Origin of the sequence: Polyangium mundeleinium (assembly GCF_028369105.1) — a bacterium.
In the GTDB taxonomy this organism is placed as follows: Bacteria; Myxococcota_A; Polyangia; order Polyangiales; family Polyangiaceae; genus Polyangium; species Polyangium mundeleinium.
This window is the reverse complement of record NZ_JAQNDO010000001.1, coordinates 5,314,551-5,335,144: the sequence shown is the minus strand read 5'-3', so window position 1 is coordinate 5,335,144 and position 20,594 is coordinate 5,314,551. Positions and strand designations below refer to the sequence as shown.

At 67.9% G+C, this 20,594-nt stretch carries 18 protein-coding genes; 11 read left to right on the top strand and 7 right to left on the bottom strand.

What is annotated here, in order from left to right; all coding sequences use genetic code 11:
• Entirely contained in the window at nt 1-555 is a 555-nt protein-coding gene (locus POL67_RS21320) for a hypothetical protein (protein WP_271919852.1), read from the bottom strand.
• 408 nt (nt 556-963) lie between these two features.
• On the opposite strand from POL67_RS21320, the gene POL67_RS21315 reads away from it, so the two are divergent.
• From POL67_RS21315 to POL67_RS21295, 5 genes are all read left to right on the top strand, one after another.
• Nucleotides 964-2,391 carry an IS4 family transposase gene (locus POL67_RS21315; protein ID WP_271919850.1) on the top strand — a complete coding sequence of 476 codons (1,428 nt, stop codon included), beginning with the start codon at nt 964-966 and terminating at the stop codon, nt 2,389-2,391.
• A gap of 81 nt (nt 2,392-2,472) precedes the next feature.
• Entirely contained in the window at nt 2,473-3,174 is a 702-nt protein-coding gene (locus POL67_RS21310; protein WP_271919848.1) for a hypothetical protein, read from the top strand.
• Between the two features lie 34 nt (nt 3,175-3,208).
• Complete coding sequence (locus POL67_RS21305; protein WP_271919846.1) at nt 3,209-4,441, top strand: CapA family protein; 1,233 nt, start codon at nt 3,209-3,211, stop codon at nt 4,439-4,441.
• A gap of 26 nt (nt 4,442-4,467) precedes the next feature.
• Nucleotides 4,468-5,589, top strand: coding sequence for a TolB-like translocation protein (locus tag POL67_RS21300; protein ID WP_271919844.1), 1,122 nt, complete (start codon nt 4,468-4,470; stop codon nt 5,587-5,589).
• On the top strand, nt 5,586-6,791 hold the full coding sequence (locus POL67_RS21295) for an MYXO-CTERM sorting domain-containing protein (protein ID WP_271919842.1): 1,206 nt from the start codon (nt 5,586-5,588) through the stop codon (nt 6,789-6,791). Before POL67_RS21300 ends, POL67_RS21295 begins: the two co-directional genes overlap by 4 nt.
• Before the next feature lie 67 nt (nt 6,792-6,858).
• Here POL67_RS21295 and POL67_RS21290 read toward each other — a convergent pair whose 3' ends face one another.
• From POL67_RS21290 to POL67_RS21280, 3 genes are all read right to left on the bottom strand, one after another.
• Complete coding sequence (locus POL67_RS21290) at nt 6,859-8,058, bottom strand: hypothetical protein (protein ID WP_271919841.1); 1,200 nt, start codon at nt 8,056-8,058, stop codon at nt 6,859-6,861.
• A 215-nt stretch (nt 8,059-8,273) separates the two neighbouring features.
• Nucleotides 8,274-9,407, bottom strand: a complete 1,134-nt coding sequence (locus tag POL67_RS21285) for a PAS domain-containing protein (RefSeq protein ID WP_271919839.1) — start codon at nt 9,405-9,407, stop codon at nt 8,274-8,276.
• 69 nt (nt 9,408-9,476) lie between these two features.
• Nucleotides 9,477-10,502 (bottom strand): hypothetical protein, encoded by a 1,026-nt coding sequence (locus POL67_RS21280; protein ID WP_271919837.1) that lies wholly within the window; start codon nt 10,500-10,502, stop codon nt 9,477-9,479.
• Between the two features lie 99 nt (nt 10,503-10,601).
• Here POL67_RS21280 and POL67_RS21275 point away from each other — a divergent pair, with 99 nt between their 5' ends.
• Nucleotides 10,602-11,192: a hypothetical protein gene (locus POL67_RS21275; RefSeq protein ID WP_271919835.1), complete on the top strand. Its 591-nt coding sequence runs from the start codon at nt 10,602-10,604 to the stop codon at nt 11,190-11,192.
• On the opposite strand, the gene POL67_RS21270 is transcribed toward POL67_RS21275, so the two are convergent.
• Nucleotides 11,189-12,172 carry a hypothetical protein gene (locus tag POL67_RS21270; protein ID WP_271919833.1) on the bottom strand — a complete coding sequence of 328 codons (984 nt, stop codon included), beginning with the start codon at nt 12,170-12,172 and terminating at the stop codon, nt 11,189-11,191. The genes POL67_RS21275 and POL67_RS21270 overlap by 4 nt on opposite strands.
• 114 nt (nt 12,173-12,286) lie before the next feature.
• Nucleotides 12,287-13,360, bottom strand: a complete 1,074-nt coding sequence (locus tag POL67_RS21265; RefSeq protein WP_271919831.1) for an endonuclease/exonuclease/phosphatase family protein — start codon at nt 13,358-13,360, stop codon at nt 12,287-12,289.
• Nucleotides 13,361-13,497: 137 nt separating this feature from the next.
• Between POL67_RS21265 and POL67_RS21260 the strand changes: the two genes are divergently transcribed.
• A complete protein-coding gene (locus POL67_RS21260; protein WP_271919829.1) occupies nt 13,498-14,715 on the top strand; it encodes an ATP-grasp domain-containing protein in 1,218 nt (405 codons plus the stop codon).
• Between the two features lie 202 nt (nt 14,716-14,917).
• Nucleotides 14,918-15,514 carry a hypothetical protein gene (locus POL67_RS21255; protein ID WP_271919827.1) on the top strand — a complete coding sequence of 199 codons (597 nt, stop codon included), beginning with the start codon at nt 14,918-14,920 and terminating at the stop codon, nt 15,512-15,514.
• Nucleotides 15,515-15,532: 18 nt separating this feature from the next.
• Here the strand turns inward: POL67_RS21255 and POL67_RS21250 are convergent, their stop codons facing one another.
• Nucleotides 15,533-16,111, bottom strand: a complete 579-nt coding sequence (locus POL67_RS21250) for a TetR/AcrR family transcriptional regulator (RefSeq protein ID WP_271930857.1) — start codon at nt 16,109-16,111, stop codon at nt 15,533-15,535.
• Between the two features lie 100 nt (nt 16,112-16,211).
• Between POL67_RS21250 and POL67_RS21245 the strand changes: the two genes are divergently transcribed.
• The 3 genes from POL67_RS21245 to POL67_RS21235 are packed head-to-tail and all read left to right on the top strand — an operon-like array spanning nt 16,212 to nt 20,564.
• Nucleotides 16,212-18,008, top strand: coding sequence for a flavin-containing monooxygenase (locus POL67_RS21245; protein WP_271919825.1), 1,797 nt, complete (start codon nt 16,212-16,214; stop codon nt 18,006-18,008).
• Between the two features lie 42 nt (nt 18,009-18,050).
• The gene (locus POL67_RS21240; RefSeq protein ID WP_271919823.1) at nt 18,051-19,727 is read left to right on the top strand and encodes an NHL repeat-containing protein; all 1,677 of its coding nucleotides are present in this window, start codon (nt 18,051-18,053) and stop codon (nt 19,725-19,727) included.
• Nucleotides 19,728-19,754: 27 nt separating this feature from the next.
• A complete protein-coding gene (locus POL67_RS21235; RefSeq protein ID WP_271919820.1) occupies nt 19,755-20,564 on the top strand; it encodes an SDR family NAD(P)-dependent oxidoreductase in 810 nt (269 codons plus the stop codon).
• Nucleotides 20,565-20,594: the final 30 nt, after the last annotated feature.

Genomic DNA, 20,594 nt, shown 5'->3' with positions numbered 1-20,594 from the left:
TCAGGGCAGGAGCCGCGAGAGGAAGCTCCACTTCGTCGACTGCCCCGACTTCATCGCCAGAATGGCGGTGATGCCAATGACGCCCGCCGTGCACGCCAGGTTGATCGGGCCCATCACGTTCAACCACCGCAGGAGCCCCCTCGCCTTCTCGGGCGTCCGGGCTGACGGCTCGCTCCCCGATTGCACGGGCACCGCGCCTTCCGGGGCCTGCTTGCCGAGCTCTTGACCGCTCAGGATGTTCGCCGCGCCCGTGAGGACGGCGGCGCCGAGCAGGATGTCCTTCGCGAGGACGAGCCCGCGTGTCTCCTTGTCGATCGATCGCCCCGAGATCGCCGCGCGGCCGATGAACCAGGTCAGCGCCGCGACGCCCAGGCTCGCCTCGGTCACCACGTTGTAGTTGCTCCATGCGTCGTGCAGGACCTGTCCTCGCTCCTCCTCGGAGCCGATGTCCTGGACCGCGCGTGAAAGCGCGAGCTTGCCGAAGAGCGGGCCGCCGAAGCCGGCGGCGAGGCCGAGATCATGCAGCACCCAGGCGGACGTCGAGAGCACGGCCATGGTCATTCTCCCTTCCTGACGAATGCAATCGGCCCCCCGGGGACCGTCTTGCTCACCGCTGCCATGTCTGCACGAGCGATGCCGCGAAAGGCCGCGCCCGCCCGCGCGCCCATCGTTGAAATCCCTCGCCCGACCCCTGTAAAACATACCACGTGACCCCGATCGATCCCTCCCACAAGACCCTCGTCGAGCAGCTCCGCGCCCTCGCCGGGGTCTCGGACGACACGAACGCGTTCGACATCGTCAAGGAGGAGGGCCGGACCATCCACGTCCGCTTCAGTCCCGGCTCGACCGACTCCCTCGACGTGAAGACCGCCCTTTCGGAGCACGGATCCACGCCACGCCCTGAGCATTGGTTCCATCTTCCATCGGTACATTCGCCCCCTCTGACGACATTTAGAGGGGGAGATGTTGGATGCAGAGACAGCCTCGTCGGCGGAAGCGTGGGCGGCGGAGGAGTTTGGGCATGCGGACCTTGGAGACCCGCGCCGGACCCGGCGGCTGACGCGCATGGCCGCGCAGGCGGTGCTGTATCCGTCGGGAAAGGTGAGTGAAGTCTTCCAAGTCGATGCCCACAGGCAGGGAGCGTACGACTTCCTGGAGAGCCGACACATCGACGTAGGGGCCATCCTCGAGGCCACCGGTCTTGCCACCGCGCGCCGTTGCGCCAAGGAGATGTTCGTCTTCGTCGCCATCGATGCCACCAGCCTGACGCTCACGGATCACAACCGCAGCAAGGACTTCGGCGCGGTCGGCACGCATGGTCGAGGCACCCGCGGGCTGAAGGTCGTTTGCGGTCTCGCCGTCGACGCGCAGGGGGTGCCCTGCGGCTTGACGTCGATGCAGTGGTGGGCGCGAGAGCAGAAGCAGAAAGAAGACAGCGCCAAGCGCAAGCTGCACGAAAAGGAGCTCGGCCACTGGGCCAACGTGATCACCGAGACGTCCGAGCGGCTCGCCATGGCGGCGTCGGGTTGTTGTGCCTGGTACCAGCTCGACCGGGAGGCTGATGCCTGGCAGCTTTTGCTTCACCTCTCGACGAGCGGGCACTGGTTCACCGTGCGGGGCAAGGCAAACCGCCGGCTCATGTCGGAGACGGGTGCGAGCCGATACGTGTTCGACGAGTTGGCGCGCCCGAGCGCCCGAAAGGGCTCCTTTTCCCTTTGGATCTCGGCCGCACCGGGTCGCACGGAGCGAATGGCGCGGATGAGCGCGCATGTCGCGGCTGTCACGCTGTCGCTTCGAGACGGGTGGAACAAGCGTTGGCGCGCGTTGCCGCTGTATGCCGTGCGCGTCCTCGAGACCAGCAGCGTGCCCGCGGGCGAGCCTCGCATCGATTGGCTGCTGTACACCAACCACCCCGTGCAAACGCTCGAGGATGCGTTGCTGGTCGCCCATGGTTACAGCCAGCGCTGGCGCATCGAGGACTTTTTCCGGACGTGGAAGACGGGCCAGTGCAACGTCGAGTCCACGCAACTTCAAGGGACCCAACAAGTCAAAATCTGGGGCAGCATGCTCGCAGCCATCGCCACACGCACCGAACGTCTCAAGCACCTCGCGCGCACCCAACCGGACCTGCCAGCGACCGAAGAGCTCGCGACATACGAGGTCGAGGCCTTGGTGCTGCTCAAGCGGAAACGGAAGAAGAAGAACGAGCAGATCCCCGATGGGATCCCGCCCATCGCGCTCGCCGTGCAGTGGATCGCCGAGCTCGGCGGCTACACAGGCAAGTCTTCCGGAGGTCCCCCCGGCTCCGTCACCATCAGCCGCGGCCTGGAGCGCCTGGCCCCCGCAGCAGAGATGCTGCGGGTCCTCAGGGAGAATGGGCTCGTGAGATGAGACCAGTGCTCAGCGCCACGCGTCGTCCCGGCGGGGTATCGCAATGGCCGCCGTGAAGGGCCTCTGCTCGTCCCGAGGCCCATGCGCCTCCTGCTCCGCAAAGAGACCACGTCGAATCGTGAGGGCAAGAAGAGCGGCGTGGATCACGAGATCCAGACCGGCGACCCCTCCTTCGACGACGAGGTCTTCATTGATACGTTGATCAACGATGATCTCGTCCGCGCCATCCTCGCCTCGCCCGACGCCCGCGCCGCGATCCTCTCGCTCCTCCGCGACAAGTGTCATTCGGTCCGCATCGACGAAACGAGCGCCGGCGAGATCTCGCTCGATCTCGTCGAGTTTACCCAGCCCGCGCCCGATCAGGAGCGCGGCGCGCGTATCGTCGACGCCCTCGCCCGCCTCGCCGCGTCCTTGCCTCCGATCCGGGCGAGCGGCGAGGCGCCCCCGGTGGATCAGCAGGCCGCGGCGTCCACGGCCGGCTGCGTCGTTGGCTTCGTTGGCCTCATCGGGACCCCGCTGGTCGTGTTCGGCCTCGCGCCGAGCCACTGTGTCGTATCGGACGGGGAAGGCTCGGACCTCGTGTGCAGCGCGGGCCCGGAATGTTGTGAGCCGCTCTGGGTCGGTTTTTTCGCGGGGATCTTCCTGAGCCTGCCGATGATGGCCGTTCTCCATCGAATGGTGCGCGGGAAGCCGAACTCTTCGACGAACCGGTTCATCTTGCAATGCGCCACCCTCGTCGTGTTCGCCGAGCTCGGGATCGTCGTCTCGCGCCTCTGGCGCTAGGCTCGGCGACGCGCTACCCGGAGGAATCCTCCGCATGGCTCCGCATCGAGTCACCGCTCCCCTCGCGCTCGTCGTGGCCGTCGCCGCATGTGGGAACGATCGCGCGGACACCACGAATCTCGCGCCCGCCCCGGCGCCCGCGGCGCCCGCCCCGGAGCTCCCGGATGCCGGGGACGAGGACCCGAGCGACGCCGCGGCGCCGGATGCATCGACGAAAACCCCTGCATTCGTCACCGTATTCGCCGCGGGCGACGTGAGCTTCGGCCGCCTCGTCGGCCAGATCCTCCTGCGCGAGCCGGATCGCGCCCTGTTCGCCCCGATGGACCACCTCCTGCGCGCGGCGGACGTGCGGTTCGTCAATCTGGAGGGGCCCATCAGCGATCAGGGAAACGAGACCGTCTCCCCCGAGAACAACCTCGTCTTCAATGGCCCTCCCGCCTCGGCCGACGTCCTCGCGCGCGCCGGAATCGACGTCGTCTCGACGGCGAACAACCACGCCTGGGATTACGGCAAATCGGCCATGCTGGAGACGCTCGATCACCTCGATCGTGTCTCCGTCCTGCACGCGGGCACGGGCGCGACCCTCGAAAAGGCCTTCGAACCCGCCATCGTCACGCGGCGCGGGTTTCGCCTGGCCTTCCTCGCGGTCACCGACGTCTGGAACCAGGGCGCCCTTTCCAAGCACCCGGGCCGCGCCCACGTCGCCGGTGCCGATCGCGAGGCCCTCGTCCGCGCCGTGCGGGCGCTCCGCGCGCAGCGCGACATCGATGGGATTTTCGTCAGTCATCACGGCGGCGAGGAGTACCGCGAAGATCCGCTCCCCGGCACGCGCGCCCTCGCCGAGGCCGTCATCGACGCGGGCGCCGACGCCTTCCTCGGCCACCACCCGCACGTCGTGCAAGGCGTCGCGTTCCACGCCGGAAAGCCCATCGTCTACAGCCTCGGCAACCTGCTCATGCGCATGCACAGCGGCCACCCGTGGACCGAGATGGGCCTCGCCGTGAAAATCGAGCTCGAAAAAGGCGCCCCTCCCCGCCTCTTCGCGTGCCCGTTCCGCATTCACGGCATCGAACCGATCCCCCTCGCCCGCGATCCGCGGCGCAAGACCTACGAATCCCACTTTTTTGGTCGATTCCAGGCCCTGTCGCGCCGCGTCGGGGGCGCGTCCCTCGGCCCCGCCGGCGAGGACGGATGCGCACCCGTTGCGCCGCCTCCCAGCGCCAAAACACCGACGTCCTCAGATTCCCTCGCACCGAACTTTCCGTAGTCCCCGCCGGGCATTACCCTTCCTCCATGTTCACGCGAAAGCTCCTCCTCGGCCTCGGCGCCTCGTGCGTCGCGGTCGCACTCGCATTCGCTGCCGCCGGACCCGAGGGCGCGACGCCTGCGCACGCCGCAGCGCCGCCCGAAGTCCGGGGGCCTCGCGTGGCCGTCCTGGCCACGTTCCCGGGCGCCGAGCATACCTCGCTTTATCTCGTCCAGGCCGGCGGAGGGGCGGATCCCGCTCCCGTCGCCACGTTCGCGCACCTGCCCGACGCCGCCGTGCGCGCCGCCGTCGTCCCGGGCACGCCGTACATCCTCGCCACGGCCGATACCACGCCCACGCGCGACACCTCCTTTAATGCCTCGCTCTTCCGCCTAGAGCCCCACGCGCCGCCCGAGGCGCTCGTCGCCGGGGTCGTCCACGCGAGCCGCCCCCTCGTCACCCCCGCCGGCCGCGTCTTCGTCTCCCGCGGCCGCGCCGGCACCGAAATCGAGGGCCAATTGCGCGTCGATCCCCTCACCGTCGACGAGGTCGACCTCGCGACCGGAAAAACCCGCCCCGTCCACGCCGAACACGGCCACCTCCTTTTCCTCGCGGGCGCGGCCGGCAAAGAGATCGTTCTTTATCGCGTCCTGCCCGATCACGCCGATATCGTCGCCGTAGATCCCGACAGCGGCGCGGTGCGCTCCATCGTCGACAACCTCCCGCCCTTCGCCCGCGATTTTGCCATCGACGCCGGCGGGAAAAAGCTCGTCTTCCAGGGGCGCCACGAGACGAACAGCCGCACCTGGGTCGTCGACGAGATCGACCTCGCCTCGGGCCGCGCGCGCCGGCTCTTTTCGAGCCCCAGCATGAACCTCGCCCCCGCGGTCCTCCCGAGCGGCGGCGTCCTTTACAATCCGCCGGGCCGCGGCCTCTCCACGCTCGACGCCGAGACGCGGATTGCAGGCCCCCTCGGCCCCGGCGTCGACCTCGTTGCCGCCACGACCGCCGATTCCCGCTGGATCGCCGCCCTGCACACGCAGCCGAGCGCGCTCTCCGTGCCTTTCCTCGTCGACACGGAGACCGGCGCCGCCGCCGTCCTCCCCGCGCCCCGCGGGAGCCGCGCGGCCGTGGCCGGGTTTTACGCCGAGAAGGGAGGTGCGCTTTGAGCCCCAAGCTTCCCCTCGCCGCCGCCGCCTCGCTCGCCCTCCTCGCCGCGAGCGGCGGTGCCGCCGCTTATTGCCCCTCCTACACCGCGTCGAGCCCCTCGAACGATCACGACTGCGCCATCGAGGCCGTGGCCGGGACGAACCCCACGAACGACGAATGGAACGTCATCTTCGACCTCGTCTCGCAGGGCCCCGCGGCCTGGGGGAATGACGGCCCCTCCGTCACCAACATCGGCCAGGGCTGCGGCAAACCCGAGCCTTACCAATCCGTCCCCGCGCGGTTCCCTTGCGAATTGCTGAAGGCCCTCACGAAGGTCGAGTCCGGCTGGCGCCAGTTCTGCGTCCCCACGCTGCCGGCGGATCAGGTCGGCGGCGAATCACGCACGATCATCTCCTTCGATTGTGGTTATGGCATCGGCCAGGTCACGAGCGGCATGCACGTCGGGGAAAACCCGGATTTCGACCGCGAGCGCGTGGCCTCCGATCCGTTCTACAACCTCGCCACGAGCACCCGCATTCTCGCGGCGAAATGGAAGGCGACGAACTGCGTCGGCGACAACCAGCCCAAGGTCGTCGAGCACTGGTACACGGCCACGTGGGCCTACAATGGCCTCGCCTACGTGAACAACCCGAACAACCCGAACTACGACCCGAACCGCGGCGTGTGGAAGCCGTCCGTGGGCGGCGCCGCGCCGTACCAGGAGAAGGTCTACGGGTTCATGGAATTCAATAGCCAGTGGGAGACGATCACGCCGGCCTACCCGAACCCCGGCGATATCGGCGGAGGCACGAGCCCGCCCGCGCTCTCCGATCCCGATTGCGCCTCCCCCACGGATTGTGAAGCCAAACGCCCGACCCACGTCACCACGTGCAACGGCGCGGTCGGCGGAAGCGGTGGCGCAGGCGGAAGCGGTGGCGCAGGCGGAAGCGGAAGCGGCGGCGCAGGCGGCAGCGGCGGCGCAGGCGGCAGCGGCAACGGCGGCGACAACGGCGGCGGCAATGGCGGCGCAGGCGGAGACGCAGGCGGGAACGCGAGCGCCGGCGGAGCCGGCCCCGACGACGACGACGGCAATGGCGCCGTTCGCGGCGTCATCACCTGCCAGTGCCGCGCCGCCGGCACCAACGAAACCATTCCCGGCTGGCTCGGCCTCGCGACGCTCGCCGCCTTGGGTGGGCTCGGCGCGCGCCGCCGCCGCCGCTAACCCCGAGGGCCGACGCGGGCCGGGGACGAGACGCCCCGGCCCTCCCGGCTTCACGCAGGGGTCCGCATCACTCGCAGGCGAGCGTCTTCATCTCCTGCACGCGGAACGGCAGCTCCTTTTGCAGGATGAAATCCGAGATGCGCGTCTCCGGGCCGGTGCGGCTCCGCGACACGTGAAGGAAGTTCGTGGTCGTCTCGCCCGCGTGACAACCATTGCACGTCCCGATCGAGAACTTCTGCCGAATGTTCTCGGCCACGTCGGGGATCTCCCATAGGAAGGTGTTCGTCGGCACACGGGCCGATCCACCGTTGAAGGGCTGGCCTTTGAACCGGGGCCCCACCTTGTATGTCCCGTCCAGGATCTTGCGCTCGTTCTGCTTCACGAATTCGGTGAGGAGCGGCGTCTTGTTGTGGACGAGGTCCGGCGTCAAGCCCACGCTCGCCGGCAAGAGCCTGCCGCGCGTGTCGATCTCGAATTGCCGCAGCTCCCACAGGGGCGTCGCGTCGCCAGAGGTCAGCGCGATCTCGTTCGTCCGGAGCTGGTTCAGCACGCTGCCCGCGGGCAGCCCTTGCCACGATTTCGCGCTCACGAATTTCTCGGTCAGCGCTTCGAGCTTCGTGTTGTAATCGGGCCCGAACGGCAGCGCCCCGAGCGCGTGGAACTCGCGCGCCCACGACTCCGCCGTCTGGCCTCGGGTCGCCGGCAGCTTGTATTCGAAGATCATGGTGAACGGCAGCGCACGCCCGTCGGGCCCGTGCACCTGGTAGACGAGCCGCCCCTCGCCCACGCCCACGCCCACGCTCTGCCGCTTGCGCAGATCGAGCCGGTACACGATGGCGAGCAGGGACATCGGCGCCTTGTCGAGCTCGTACGTCTTGCCGCCCGCGCTCTTCGCCCGCCAGGGCGCGAGCACGAGCTCCTCCATCCGCGGGCGCGCCTTGATCGTGAGCCCATCGACGGTCTGATCGGTGAGCCACGATTCCATGAATCTCTTGATGAACTCCTGCTCGTCGTGGCCCTTCGCCATTTCCTGGACCGCGTACCCGAACGACCACTTTCCGAATCCGCGGGCCCGATCGTCCTGGATCACCGAAAGATCCGTGATGAAGAGCTCCTTCGCGGCATCGACCGAGCAATTGGTGAGCGCCTCCTCGTTTTCCCCGAGGGACTCCGCCTCTCCCATTTCGGAGACCGGGGTTTCACCGCAGCCCACCCCCAGCACGAGCGCCAGAGCAACCGTGAAAAACCCATGCATGTTACGCTTCATGACTGTCCCCGCCCCCTCCGCGGAGGTGCGCCCGGTCCAATCGCGGTACGCGGTTTGTCCCGGACGTGCCCCCACGGGGTCCTAAGGTCCTTCGGCGCGCCCGTACCCAGCGTTTCGCGCCGAAAACCTGCTCCCTACGCAACAGTCACCAATATCATGCGGGCATGGTGCGTCGGCCAGTCCCCCCGCCCCAAGCTTTTGCCCGGGAAGCGATTTTACGTCCGCTCGCGCCGCGCCGCCTCGATTCCGTCGCGCAGGCTCCGGAGCAAGAGGATCCCGCCGAGGTCCACATTGGCATGGACCAACGTCCGCGCGAGCTTCGACGTGATGCCCGTGGCGATCGGCCGCGCCCCGAGCAGACGAATCGCATGTCCGAGGCGCGCCACCTGCTCGGCCGTCTCCGCCGTGAGCGCATCGGCGCCGGTCAGATCCAGGATCACGTGCTCGGCGCCGCGCGCCGAAACGGCCCCGAGGATCCGGCCTTCCATCTCCGCCGCGCGCGCCGCATCGAGCGCCCCGATGATCGGCAGCGCAATCGTGCGGGACGAGACTTCGAGCACTGGCGCCGTGAGGGCCAGGATCTCCTGCTTCTGCCGCTCCACGAGCGCGAGCGTCCCCCGGAGCGCCTCCGCGAGCTGCCCCTCCTCGGCCGCCCGCCGCTCCGCCCCGCGCCGCGCCGTCTCGTCGGTGTGGTGCACGAGGATCACCGTCTGTCCCGTCGCCGGATCCGGCAGCGTACGCGCCTCGACCGCGTGCCAGCGCTCGCCCGCTTCCGTGCGCACGGCCGTCTCCAGCGAAAACACCTCCCCGGCCCGCGCCGCAGCGAGCAATGTCTCCGGAACGACGTCGTCCGGGAAGCGCGCATGAAATGGCGCCGAAGCCCCGAACGCCCGTTGCGCCGCAGGGTTTTGCAGGACAATCTCCCCTGCCATGTCGAGCAGCGTCACCATCACGGACGTGTGCCGCAGCGCCTCGATGCTGCGCACGAGATCCGGGCTCGGCGCCTTCTCCTTGACGAACCCTTGGATCAGCACGCCCGTCCGGTCGTCGTCGAGCGGCACACCCGTCATGAAGAGCTTCACCGTCACGGGCTCGCCCTTCGGATACAGCGTCCATTCCTCCTCAGCCGTCCGCCCCACGCGGAATCCGTCGATGTACCCGCGCATCCGCGCTCGCGTCGACTCCGACATATCGGAGTAATCGCGGCCGTAGAGCTCCTCCGGAGTGCTCGCGCGCCAAAGCTCGAGGGCAGGTTTGTTCGCCCAGCGCTGGCGGAAAAAGTCGAGATCGAACACCCAGGTCGGGACGGGGGAGGATTCCAGGGCGGCGAGCCGTTCGTGAAGCTTCATGGGTCGGGCGTCGCAGACGACGCGTGACGTCGCTGGGGGACCTCGTCTAAGACGGAAACAGCGCGGTGTCTACCCCACCGCGCGCCTCTCTCCCAGGCCCGGCTCGTGTTGTTCCATGGGCAATCCCGCAATCTCGCGAAGCACGATCGGAAAGAAGCTCTCGTTATCCATCGCACCCGGCGCGCTGCCCGGATAGCGGCGCTCGATCGAGCGCTTTCCCCGCATCGGATCGATCCTGCGGATCACGACCGTCCCGCCTTTCACCTCGATCTCGTCCACCTCGATCGCACTCCACCGTTCCACGCGTTCGCCGTCGAAAAGATCAATGAACCCGAGCCCGATCCGCGCGCGCCGCGAGGGATCCCGCGCATCTCGCCCGATCTCGATCGCGCCGTGTGCTTCCACATCCTCGCGCGCCTTTCGAAGGAGCCAGTCGTTCCAGGCTCGCTCGGCCGCCACGGCGAAGAGATACGGCTGGTGCTCCGGCTGCGCGCCCGCGCGCGGCGTCTCCCCGTCGTAATGACCGTGGATCCGGAACGCCGCGCCGACGCTCCGGCGCCCCATCCAGCGCAGGTCGAATTCGACGCGGTTCGTCTCCCCTTTTTTGCGGACGCGCACGACCTTCACGAGCGCGCGCGCGTCCTCGAAACGGAGCACCACGCGCGGCAGCGGATCCCCCCACGTGTGCTGCGCGAGCCCGTCCTTCCCGACGTACGTGCACGACGCGGTCGGCCCATTCACCTCCCACGCGATCGGCGCCGCGAACCAGGCCCCCGCGGCGGCCGCGATCGCGACGAACACGTACGAGATCGACTCCGTCCAAGGAGAGCCGAGGCCGAACCCCTGCCGCAGCAGCCATACCAGGATGCCGATGGGCACGAGCGAGACCACGCCCACGGCGACCGCGGCGAACGCCACGAGCACGGACGTCCGCGCGACGCGCAGCGAGAGCGTCACCGGCTTCTCGCCGGCCTGCACGGTGCTCCCGACCGAACGTACGTCCCCGATTTCCGGCGGGGGCAAGGCGAACACCCGCATCCCGTCGACCAGGCGATCCCCTGCGTGTGACGTCGCCAGAGGCGCGATCCGTGTCATGCCGTCCCGCGGGCGAGGATACCCTCCCCCGCCGCGTTTCGCGAGCCCGTCCTCTTCGGCCTTTGCTTCGCAGACCCTCCCGGATTACGCTCTCGCCGCGTGTCGGGCCCTCAGAGATCCTTCAGCGCGGAGCGTATCGGCGCGTGGGCGTACGCGAATGGCTTCACGTGGAACCCTTTCCCCGGGGAGAGCTGGTTCCGCCCGTGGGAGCCGCACGACAACATCGCGCCCCCGGGCCAGTACCTCCACGCGGTCACGCGCCAGACGCCCCACGGCCCGTATGTGCTCGTCGAGCCCTGGTACGCCACGGACCTCGACACCGAGCCCCTCGAACGAACCATCTTCGCGTACGCGACGCACCCGCACCTCGTGCGCCGCGCGGCCATGCGGGTCGGCGAGCACTTCGTCACGCGCGTCGCTTACCTCGAAAGCGCGCCGCCGCCGAAGGTCGAGATCGGCGACAGCCTTTGGGATCAGCACGTCACGACCTTCGCCGCCTCGCCCGCCGAGGCCGCCGCCGCGTTCCCGCCGCGCCTGCGCTCCATGCTCGCGAGCTGGGGGTTTCAGGGGCACCTGGAGATACGCCCCGGCGGCCTCGTGATGTTCATGGCGGGCCTGCGCCCCGTGCCCGAGCATTACCATCGCTTGCTCGGCGCGACGCGCGAGGTGCTGCACGCGGCCCTCGGCTAAAAGACGAACGGCACGTCGATCTGCACGATCTTGTACTCGAGGCCGCCCGAGGCGAATCCGGTCGGCAGATCGAGGCCCATCGTCAGGGAGACGCCAGGACGTAGCCACATCTTGTCGTTCAGCTTGATGTGCCCGCGCGGGCCGAAGCCGAGCGTCCAGTTGTCGATCCGCGTGGGATCCGGGCCCTTCTCGATCGTCCCGTTCGAGACCCACAACTGGTAACGCAGCTCGGTGCCGATCGAGAGCTGCGGAATGACGAACCAGCCGAAATGCAGGCCCGCGGTGAGGTTCGTCCGCGCCGCGTCCTTGTCGAGCGTGGCGCCACGCACGCGGAGGAGCTGGAGGAGCGTCACCTCGGCCTGCAGCGTGATCCCGTTCGCGATGTAGCCGATGCCCGCGCCGACGATCGGGGTCATGTAGTTGATCTGGAAGAGCGCGTTGTCCATCGAGGCCCGCGCATAAATCCCGTCCAGGTTCGCCGTGCGTGTCGCCGCGTCGGGTTTGTCGCCGCCGCCCGTGCCCACGGGGATCGTCGTAGCGGCGAAGAGGCCCGCTTTCCACGACTCGCCGATCGGAATCGAGTAGAGCGCGCCGATCGCGGGGTTGATGAACGACGTGGCCTTCGTGCCCTCGGGCCCCTTCGTCTCGCTGTGAATCATACCGAGCCGTACGATGGCCGCGAGGTTCGGCAGGATCTTGTAGCTGCCGGACAGGAGCACCGGGACCGTGGTCTTCGTCGTCGAGAACGCGAGCGCCGTGTCGAGACGAACCACGTTCCCCGCGGTCACGGGCCGGAGCATGAAGGGCAAGGAGTACGGCGCCGGGGTCTTTTTCGCCGGCGCGGCCTCCGGTGCAGCGGGCGGCGCCTCCGCCGGGGCATTTTCCGCGCGCGCCGGAAGGGCGACCGAGAGGCCGCCGAAAGCGAGTCCTAACGCAACGAAACGTGATGCCTTGCGACGAACCCCAATTGCGTTTTTCACGACCGTACCCTCTCCTCTCCGAGCCCAACGTATCCGAGAGCAAGCGCAAGGTGCGAAAAAATCCGAGGGGACCTCGTGCGCGGCTTGGCAGGCCAGACCACGACGCGCGCTGACCTATCCCATGTCCCAGCGATACGCGCCCACGATCCCCGCGTGATCACTCACGCGCGGGTGCAGCCCATCCTCGGGCCCGGCGCCGTCGAACACCCGGACGAACGCCTCGATACGCGCCGCGCGCCGGCCCGCCGTGGCCCGGAGCATCTGGTAATCGATCCGGCTCGTCAGCGTCTTCTCCCCGAACGTGGGCCACACGTTGCGCGTGGCCATTCCCACGTCGGTATATCCACGCTCCACGAAGAGCGCGACCTGCCGGTCCTCGGGGCTTCCATTGAGATCCCCTGCCAAGAGCGTCGCGGCGTGATCACCCCCCGGCAACCGGGCGGCCTCGGCGAGCAGACGCGCGACCTGCGCTCCGCCGTCCGATCCCCACGACACGTGGGTCGTCCCCACCCGGATTTTGGTCTCTTTGACAGTCGTCCGCGCGAGCAGCGCGATGCGGGCGAGCGGACCTTCACTGAGCTGCAAGACCGTCACGTCCTCGATCGGGCCCGACGACAGGATCGACAGCCCCTCGTGGTACACGTCGAACCCGATGTGGGCCTCTCGCCACACGTGCTCCCAGCGCCGCCGCGTGAACCGCTCGAGGTGCTCCTGCAAGATCCGCCCGGCGTTCGGCTCGGCCGGGTTCGACACGTGCTCGCCGACCTCCTGCAAGAGCAGCACGTCGAGCCCCATCGCCGCCACGCCGAACGCGATCCGCTCGATCTTCGGGATCGAATCGTTCACCACCGCGCCGTCCTGCAGGCCGCGCTCCTGGTAGGTGTGCAGGTTCAGCGAGAGCACGCGGATCGCCGCGGGATCACCGAGCTCACGCCCTCCCACGACGAACGCCGAGTTCCGCCCCCCGAGCCCGTCGTCGACGTCGAGCGGGTTTGCCGGGTCCGCGGTCCACCGGCCATCCACGACGAGCTTGTACGCGTGCAGCCCGCGCGGCAGCGGCCGCGTCGTGAGGACCCACAGATCCGTGCCTTCGCGCTTCACGAGCGGAATCGGGTCCTTGCCCCAGCCGGTGAAATCGCCGGCCACGAGCACGCGGGAAGCGCGTTCGTCGCGGTAGACGAAGGACACGGAGCCATCGTGCGCCACGCTAGAGCCGGGAGAAGAAACCACCTCGGGGCGGGTCATCGCCACCTTCGGTTATGCTTGCGCGAGGGGCGTGTCAAAAGGATTTCCGGGGCGGCCTTCTCGCCTGTAGTCTGCCGGCCATGCGCAACGTGGTCTTCGTCCTGCCGTTCGTCACGGAGGGCGCCCTCAAGTTCGTCTCCGGAACCGCGAACGTGCCCGGGGTTCGCCTGGGCGTCCTCGCCCAGGATCCGGCGGACAAGCTCCCGCCCTCGATCAAGGATCGCCTCGCCGGCCACTGGCAGGTGCAAAACGCCTTCGATGCGCGTCAGATCGCCGAGGGTGTCCAGGGGATCGCGGAGCAGATGGGGCCCATCGATCGCCTCATCGGCTCGCTCGAGCCGCTCCAGGAGCCGCTCGCCGAGGTCCGCGCCGCGCTCGGACTGCCGGGCATGTCGCCCGAGGTCGCGCGGAACTTCCGCGACAAGGCCGTGATGAAGACCATCTTCGAGAGCAAAGGCGTCCCCTGCGCGCGCCACCGCCTCGCCCACCGCCGCGAAGAGGCCCTCGACTTCCTCGCCGACGTCGGCCTCCCGGTCGTCGTCAAGCCCCCGGCCGGGGCTTGCTCCGTGGACACGTTCCGCCTGGAGACGCAGGGCGACCTCGACGCGTACCTCGCGCGGATGGCCGCCGAGGGCGGCCCCGTCCTGTTCGAGGAGTTTTTGCGGGGCGAGGAGCATTCGCTCGACGCGGTGACGGTGAACGGCCGGATGGTGTGGTATTCGATCTCGAAGTACTGGCCGTCGCCGCTCACGGTGATGGAAAATCCATGGATGCAATGGTGCGTCCTGTCGCCGCGGCACGTGGACGTGCCGGCGTACGCGTCGATCCGGGAGACGGGCGAAAACGCGGTCCGCGCGCTCGGGCTCACGACGGGCCTGACGCACATGGAATGGTTTCAGCGGCCGGACGGCAGCGTGGCCGTCTCGGAGATCGGCGCGCGCCCGCCCGGCGCGCATTTCATGACGCTGCTCTCGCACGCGCACGACGTGGATTTCCACGGCGCCTGGGCGAAGCTCATGGTGGACGACACATTCGAGGTGCCGGAGCGGAAATATGCGGTGGGCGCGGCGTATCTGCGCGGCGCGGGGACGGGTCGCGTGAAGGCGGTGCACGGGATTGCCGAGGCGAACGCGGAGATCGGCTCGCTCGTGGTCGAGGCGCGCCTGCCGACGCCGGGGCAGCAGCAGGGCAATGCCTACGACGGGGTGGGATTCGTGATGCTGCGGCACGAGGACACGGATCTGGTCGCGCAGGCGCTGCGGCGGGCGGTCGAGATTCTGCGCGTCGAGCTCGAATGAACGTCCGTCGTCCGCTGTGACGCTTGACACCTTCCTGCCCTTCCTGCCAAGATCGTTTGGCAGGACGACACAACATCCGAACTCTCGGTCCGGGAGAGTGGGAGGGTTTTTCGTGAACGACATGCGCTCGGCGCGCCCAGCTCCGTCATCGACATTCCTTGGTCGGCTCAAGCGTGCGGCCTCTGCGCTGCTTATTGCCTCGATGCCCGTCCTCGGGCTCGGCACCCTCGCGGGCTGCGCGTGGCAACCCACGATCCTCCGCGTGGATCCTGCGTTGACGTCCAAGGACCTCGTGAGCGGCAAAATCGCGGTCATGCCCGTGAAGTTCGACGACGACAAAGTGGGCCCCAAGGAGCGCTCCTTGATGGCGGCCGCCTTCGTTCGTGCCGTCCTCCAAACGCGCGAAGACATCCACCTCGCCAGCAGCGCCTCGCATGATCAGGCCCTCCAGGGGGCGCTCGAAGAAGAAGCCAAGTTCATGCGTGTCTATGAGGAGGGGGGCACCGACCCGACGCGACTCGCCGAGCTCACGGCCTCCCTGAATGCTCGCTACTTCGCCCTGTCTCGCCTGCATTACGAGCAGGCCGTCCATGGCGGGGGGAACATGGCCGGCAATACCGTCCAATCCACGCTCTCGGGGCGGGTGTCGCTCGTCGATACGAAGTCGGGGGCGGTCGTGTGGGAGGGGGAATTCGTCAGCACGCGGAGCGGCGTCGACACGCAGGTGGATCCCCACCCCTCCATGCATGCATTGCCGTTCTTCTCGACCTTCGTCCGCGGTTGGCCCAACCAGCCCTGACGCGGCGTCCGCGCTCGCTCAGCCCGCGCCCTCGTCGACGATCGCCTGGGTCGCGGCTTCGAGCCATCGGCGCGTGGAGGCGATGCGCGCATCGGCGAGCGGTTCGAGGGGCAAGAGCTTCCAGCTCGTGAGGAAGCCGGTCCAGAGGATGTTGAGCCGCGCCGCCCGCTCCTCGGCGTTCGGGGGCCCCAGCCACGCGGCCAGCGGCACGATCACCTTCGTCTGAAGAAACTCGATGCTCGCCGCGTGCGCCGCGGGGTCGGCCGCCGAGAGGATCATCATCGCCAGCGGGCCCGAGGCGTCCTGCGTGTCGCAGAAGATGGACACCATGTCCACGCCGAAGCTGCGCCGATCCCCGTGGAGCATCGGGGAGATGTCGATGATCCGCTCCAGCGTCGCGCGGTACAGCCCCTCTTTCGAGCCGAAGTAGCGGCCGACGAGCGCGGAGTTCACCCCGGCGAGCTCCGCCACCTCGCGCACGCCGGTGTTCGTGAAGCCTCGTGTCGAGAACAGGGTCCGCGCGGCGTCGAGGATCGCGGAGCGCGTGCGATCCGCATCGCGCTGCCGCGTCGGCTTCTTGGGCTCGGTGCGAGGCATGTACACGGCTGTTTACTTACGCCGAAGACAGGGGTATGTCCAGAGATGTACACAGCCGTGTACATGGTTGGTGGCTGTCGAGTCGAAAGGATGTGTGCGGATGGATGCGACGAAGAAGGGTGAGGCCGCTTTTTCTCCGGAGGCGTTGCAGGAGAAGTACCGGCTCGAGCGCGAGAAGCGGCTGCGCGCCGACGGCAGCACCCAGTACCTCGAGCTCAGCAAGGTGTACGCGGACTTCGACAAGGATCCCTACGTCGAGCCTGGCTTCACCCGTCCGGCGGTGACCGAGACGATCGACGTGCTGATCGTCGGTGGTGGCTTCGGCGGCATGCTGGCGGCGGTGCGGCTGCGCCAGGCGGGGGTTCATTCCTTCCGCGTCGTCGAGAAGGGCGGCGACTTCGGCGGCACCTGGTACTGGAACCGTTATCCGGGCGCCGCCTGCGACGTGGAATCCTACATCTACATGCCGCTGCTCGAAGAGACCGGCTACGTCCCGACGGAGAAGTACGCCAAGGCGACCGAGATCTTCGCCCACTGCCAGCGGATCGGCCGGCAATTCGACCTCTACAAGGCGGCGCTGTTCCAGACCGAGGTCGAGCAGATGGACTGGGACGAAGAGCAACGGCGTTGGATGGTTACGACAAACCGCGGCGACAAACTCGCGGCGCGGTTCGTGGTCATCGCCGGGGGCATCCTCCACAAGGCGAAGCTGCCCGGCATCCCGGGGATCGAGACGTTCAAGGGCCACAGCTTCCATACGAGCCGGTGGGACTATGCTTATACCGGCGGCGGCCCCGCGGGCAGCATGACCCGGCTCGCCGACAAACGCGTGGGCATCATCGGGACGGGAGCGACCGCAGTCCAGGCGATTCCCCACCTCGGCGCTTCGGCCAAGCAATTGTACGTTTTTCAGCGCACGCCCTCGGGCGTCGGCGAACGGAACAACCAGCCGACCGACGAGGCCTGGGCGAAGACGCTCGCGCCCGGCTGGCAGCGGGAGCGCATGATCAATTTCACCGCCATCGTTTCGGGTCGAAAGCAGGACGTCGACCTGGTGAAGGACGGCTGGACCTACATCTTCGACGACGCCGAGACCCGCAATGCCACGACCCCCGCGGAGGCGGCCGGGCTGCGCCAGCTCGCCGATTACCGCAAGATGGAGGAAATCCGCGCGCGGGTGGACTCCATCGTCAAGGATTCGGCGGCGGCCGAGGCGCTCAAGCCCTACTACAACCAGCTCTGCAAGCGTCCCTGCTTCCACGACGAATACCTGGAGACGTTCAACCGCCCGAACGTCGAGCTCGTCGATACCGACGGCAAGGGCGTGGAGCGAATCACGCCCACCGGCGTGGTCGTGAACGGCAAGGAATACCCCGTGGATTGCCTGATTTACTCCACGGGCTTCGAGGTCTCGAGCGAATACACCCGCCGGCTGGGCTTCGACATCCGCGGGCGCGGCGGCAAGTCCTTGCGCGAGAGCTGGGCCGACGGCCCGACGACGCTCCACGGCATGCTCACCCGCGGATATCCGAACCTCCTGATCTTCAGCCCCACCCAGAGCGGTTGGGCCATCAACTTCGTCCATGTCCTCGACGAGCTGGCGCAGCACGCCGCCTACATCGTCGAGCGTTGCCTGAAGCAGGGCGTCGAGACCATCGAGCCGACGGAGCAGGCGCAGCAGCAATGGTGGGAGGTGATCATGGGCAGCCTCATGACGAACCCCATCGCCTTCGGCGGTCCCGAATGCACGCCCGGCTACTACAACAACGAGGGCATCCTCGCGCTGAGCCTGGCGCGCTTCGCCGCGTACAACGGCGGCACGCTCGAGTTCTTCGAGATCCTGAACAACTGGCGCAAGGCCGACGATCTCGCGGGGCTGGAAGTGACACGTGGCTGATCGGCAAAACGTGAGCGCCTGAGCCCCCCTCGGAGGTCCCCCGTGTATCGATTCCCCATCCAAACCCTGATCGCCTGCATGCTGCTGGGATGCCAGCCCCCGGCCGCGGCTCCCCAGGCCACGCCACAGACGCCTCCCGAGGGCCCTTCCCGGGCCTATCGCAAAGAGGTGGTCGTGGCGGGCTCGCCCTTCCAGGGCGTCCATGGGCTGGCCCTCGACGGCCATGGGCACCTTTTGGCCAGCAATCTGCTCGGCCAGTCGGTCCATTCCGTCGATTTGCACAGCGGCGCGGTATCCACCCTGGTGGGGCCTCCCCTCGGCGGCGCGGACGACGTGACCCTGGGGCCCGATGGATCCATCTACTGGACCGGCTTTTTCTCCGGCCGATTGATGCGGCGCACGCCCGATGGCAAGACGCACGTCCTTGCCACGGATCTGCCGGGCCTCAACTCGCTGGCCTTCCGCCGCGACGGCAGGCTCTACATCACCCAGCTCGGCCGGGGGGTCGATGCGCTGTCGGAAGTGGATCCGGACGGGAACAAGCCTCCTCGGCAGGTCCTCGCCAATCCCGGCTTCCTCAATGGGTTCGAGTTTGGCACGGACGACCGGCTGTACGGCCCGATCCTGCTCAAGGGGCAAATCGTCCGGTTGAACGTGGACACAGGCGCCATGGAGGTCGTGGCGCAGGGTTTTGCCATGCCGACCGCCGTCAATTTCGACGCGCGCCGCGAGAATCTTTACGTGGTCGACGCGGCGCGCGGTGAGCTCGTCCGCGTCCGGGCCGCCACGGGAGAAAAGAAAGTCGTCGCGAGTCTGCCCACCGGACTCGATAACCTGACGGTCGGCCCCGACGACCAGGTGTACGTGTCCAACATGGTGGACAACGACATCCGCGTCGTGAATCCCGCCGACGGCTCCATCCGGCCCCTCGTCGAGGCGCGCTTGACCGTCCCCTCTGGCCTCGCGGTCGCGCCGGAGGATCCGGACGAGCGCCTGTACGTGGCGGATGTGTACGCCCTTCGCCGGGTGGGAGGGCGTGACGGAAAAATCACCGATACGACCCGTGTCCTCTCCACCCGAATGAACTTTCCGATGCAGGTGAGCCTGGGCGCGAAACACGTCGTGCTGAGCAGCGCCTATCTCGGGAGCGTGCAGGTGCAGGATCGGGCCTCCGGGGAAATCCTGCGGACGATTCCCAACACGAATGGCGTCCAAGGCGCGCTCGAGCTCGCCGATGGCACGCTGCTCGTCGCGGAGGCCCAGACGGGCAAGCTCGTGCTTATCGATACGGCCGAGCCTGCAAAGACCACGGTGCTGACCGAGGGATTGGAAGGGCCCGTGGGGCTCGTGGCAGACACGGAGGCGAAGGTGCCGGGGGTGTACGTCACCGAGGTGCGCTCGGGGCGGGTGACCCGGGTGCGTTTGTCGGATGGTTTCAAGCACACGGTGGCCAGCGATCTTCAGGCGCCCGAGGGCATTGCCCGGCATCCCGACGGCGGATTGATCGTCGCCGAGGTGGGCCGCAAGCAACTCGTGCGTATCGATCCGGCCACGGGGCGCACCACCGTGCTCGCGAGCGGCCTGCCCATTGGTTTGCCCGAGAGCGAGGGCCTGCCGCCGGGCTACGTCCCCACGGGGGTCGCCGTGGGCCGCTCGGGCACCATCTATCTGTCGTCGGATATCGAGAGCGCGCTCTATCGATTCGTCCCGGCGCCCTGAAATTCCCCTTCCGAGGAGTGTACGACCATGAAGGTCCGAAACAAGGTCGTCGTCGTGACCGGCGGCGGAAATGGCATCGGCAGGGGGCTCTGCCTCGGGCTTCTATCGAAGGGCGCGAGCGTCGCCGCCGTCGACATCGACGCGTCTGCCCTCGAAGAGACCCTCGCGCTTTCAGGGCGAGATCGGGACAGGCTTTCCACCTACATCGTGAACATCACGGATCGGGACGCGGTGGACGCGCTCCCGGCCCGGGTCGTCTCGCGTTTCGGGGCGGTCGACGGCATCATCAACAATGCGGGCATCATTCAACCGTTCGTCCGGTTGAAGGACCTCGATTATGCGGCGATCGATCGCGTGATGAACGTCAACCTGTTCGGGACGCTCTACATGACCAAGGCGTTCCTGCCGCACCTGCTCGCACGCCCGGAGGCGCACATCACGAACATCTCCAGCATGGGAGGATTTCTTCCCGTACCGGGACAAACAATTTACGGGGCCGCGAAGGCGGCCGTGAAACTCCTGACGGAGGGTTTGAACTCGGAGCTTCTGGGGACGAACGTGAAGGTCACGGTTGTGTTCCCGGGAGCGATTGGCACCAACATCGCGGTAAACTCGGGTGTGATGGACACCCTGCAGCTGAAGGACGGAGCGGCGCCGGTGCCCAAGATGCTGGCGCCCGGCGCGGCCGCGCAGATCATCCTCGAGGGGATCGAAAACGACGCATACCGCGTCCTCGTCGGGCCCGACGCCAGGCTCATGGATGCCATCTACAGGCTGCACCCCCAGCGCGCGGCGCGATTCATCTACGACCAGATGCGCGCGTTGTTGCCGAAGTAGCCCGCGATTCTCCCCCTGCCGCGCGAAAGA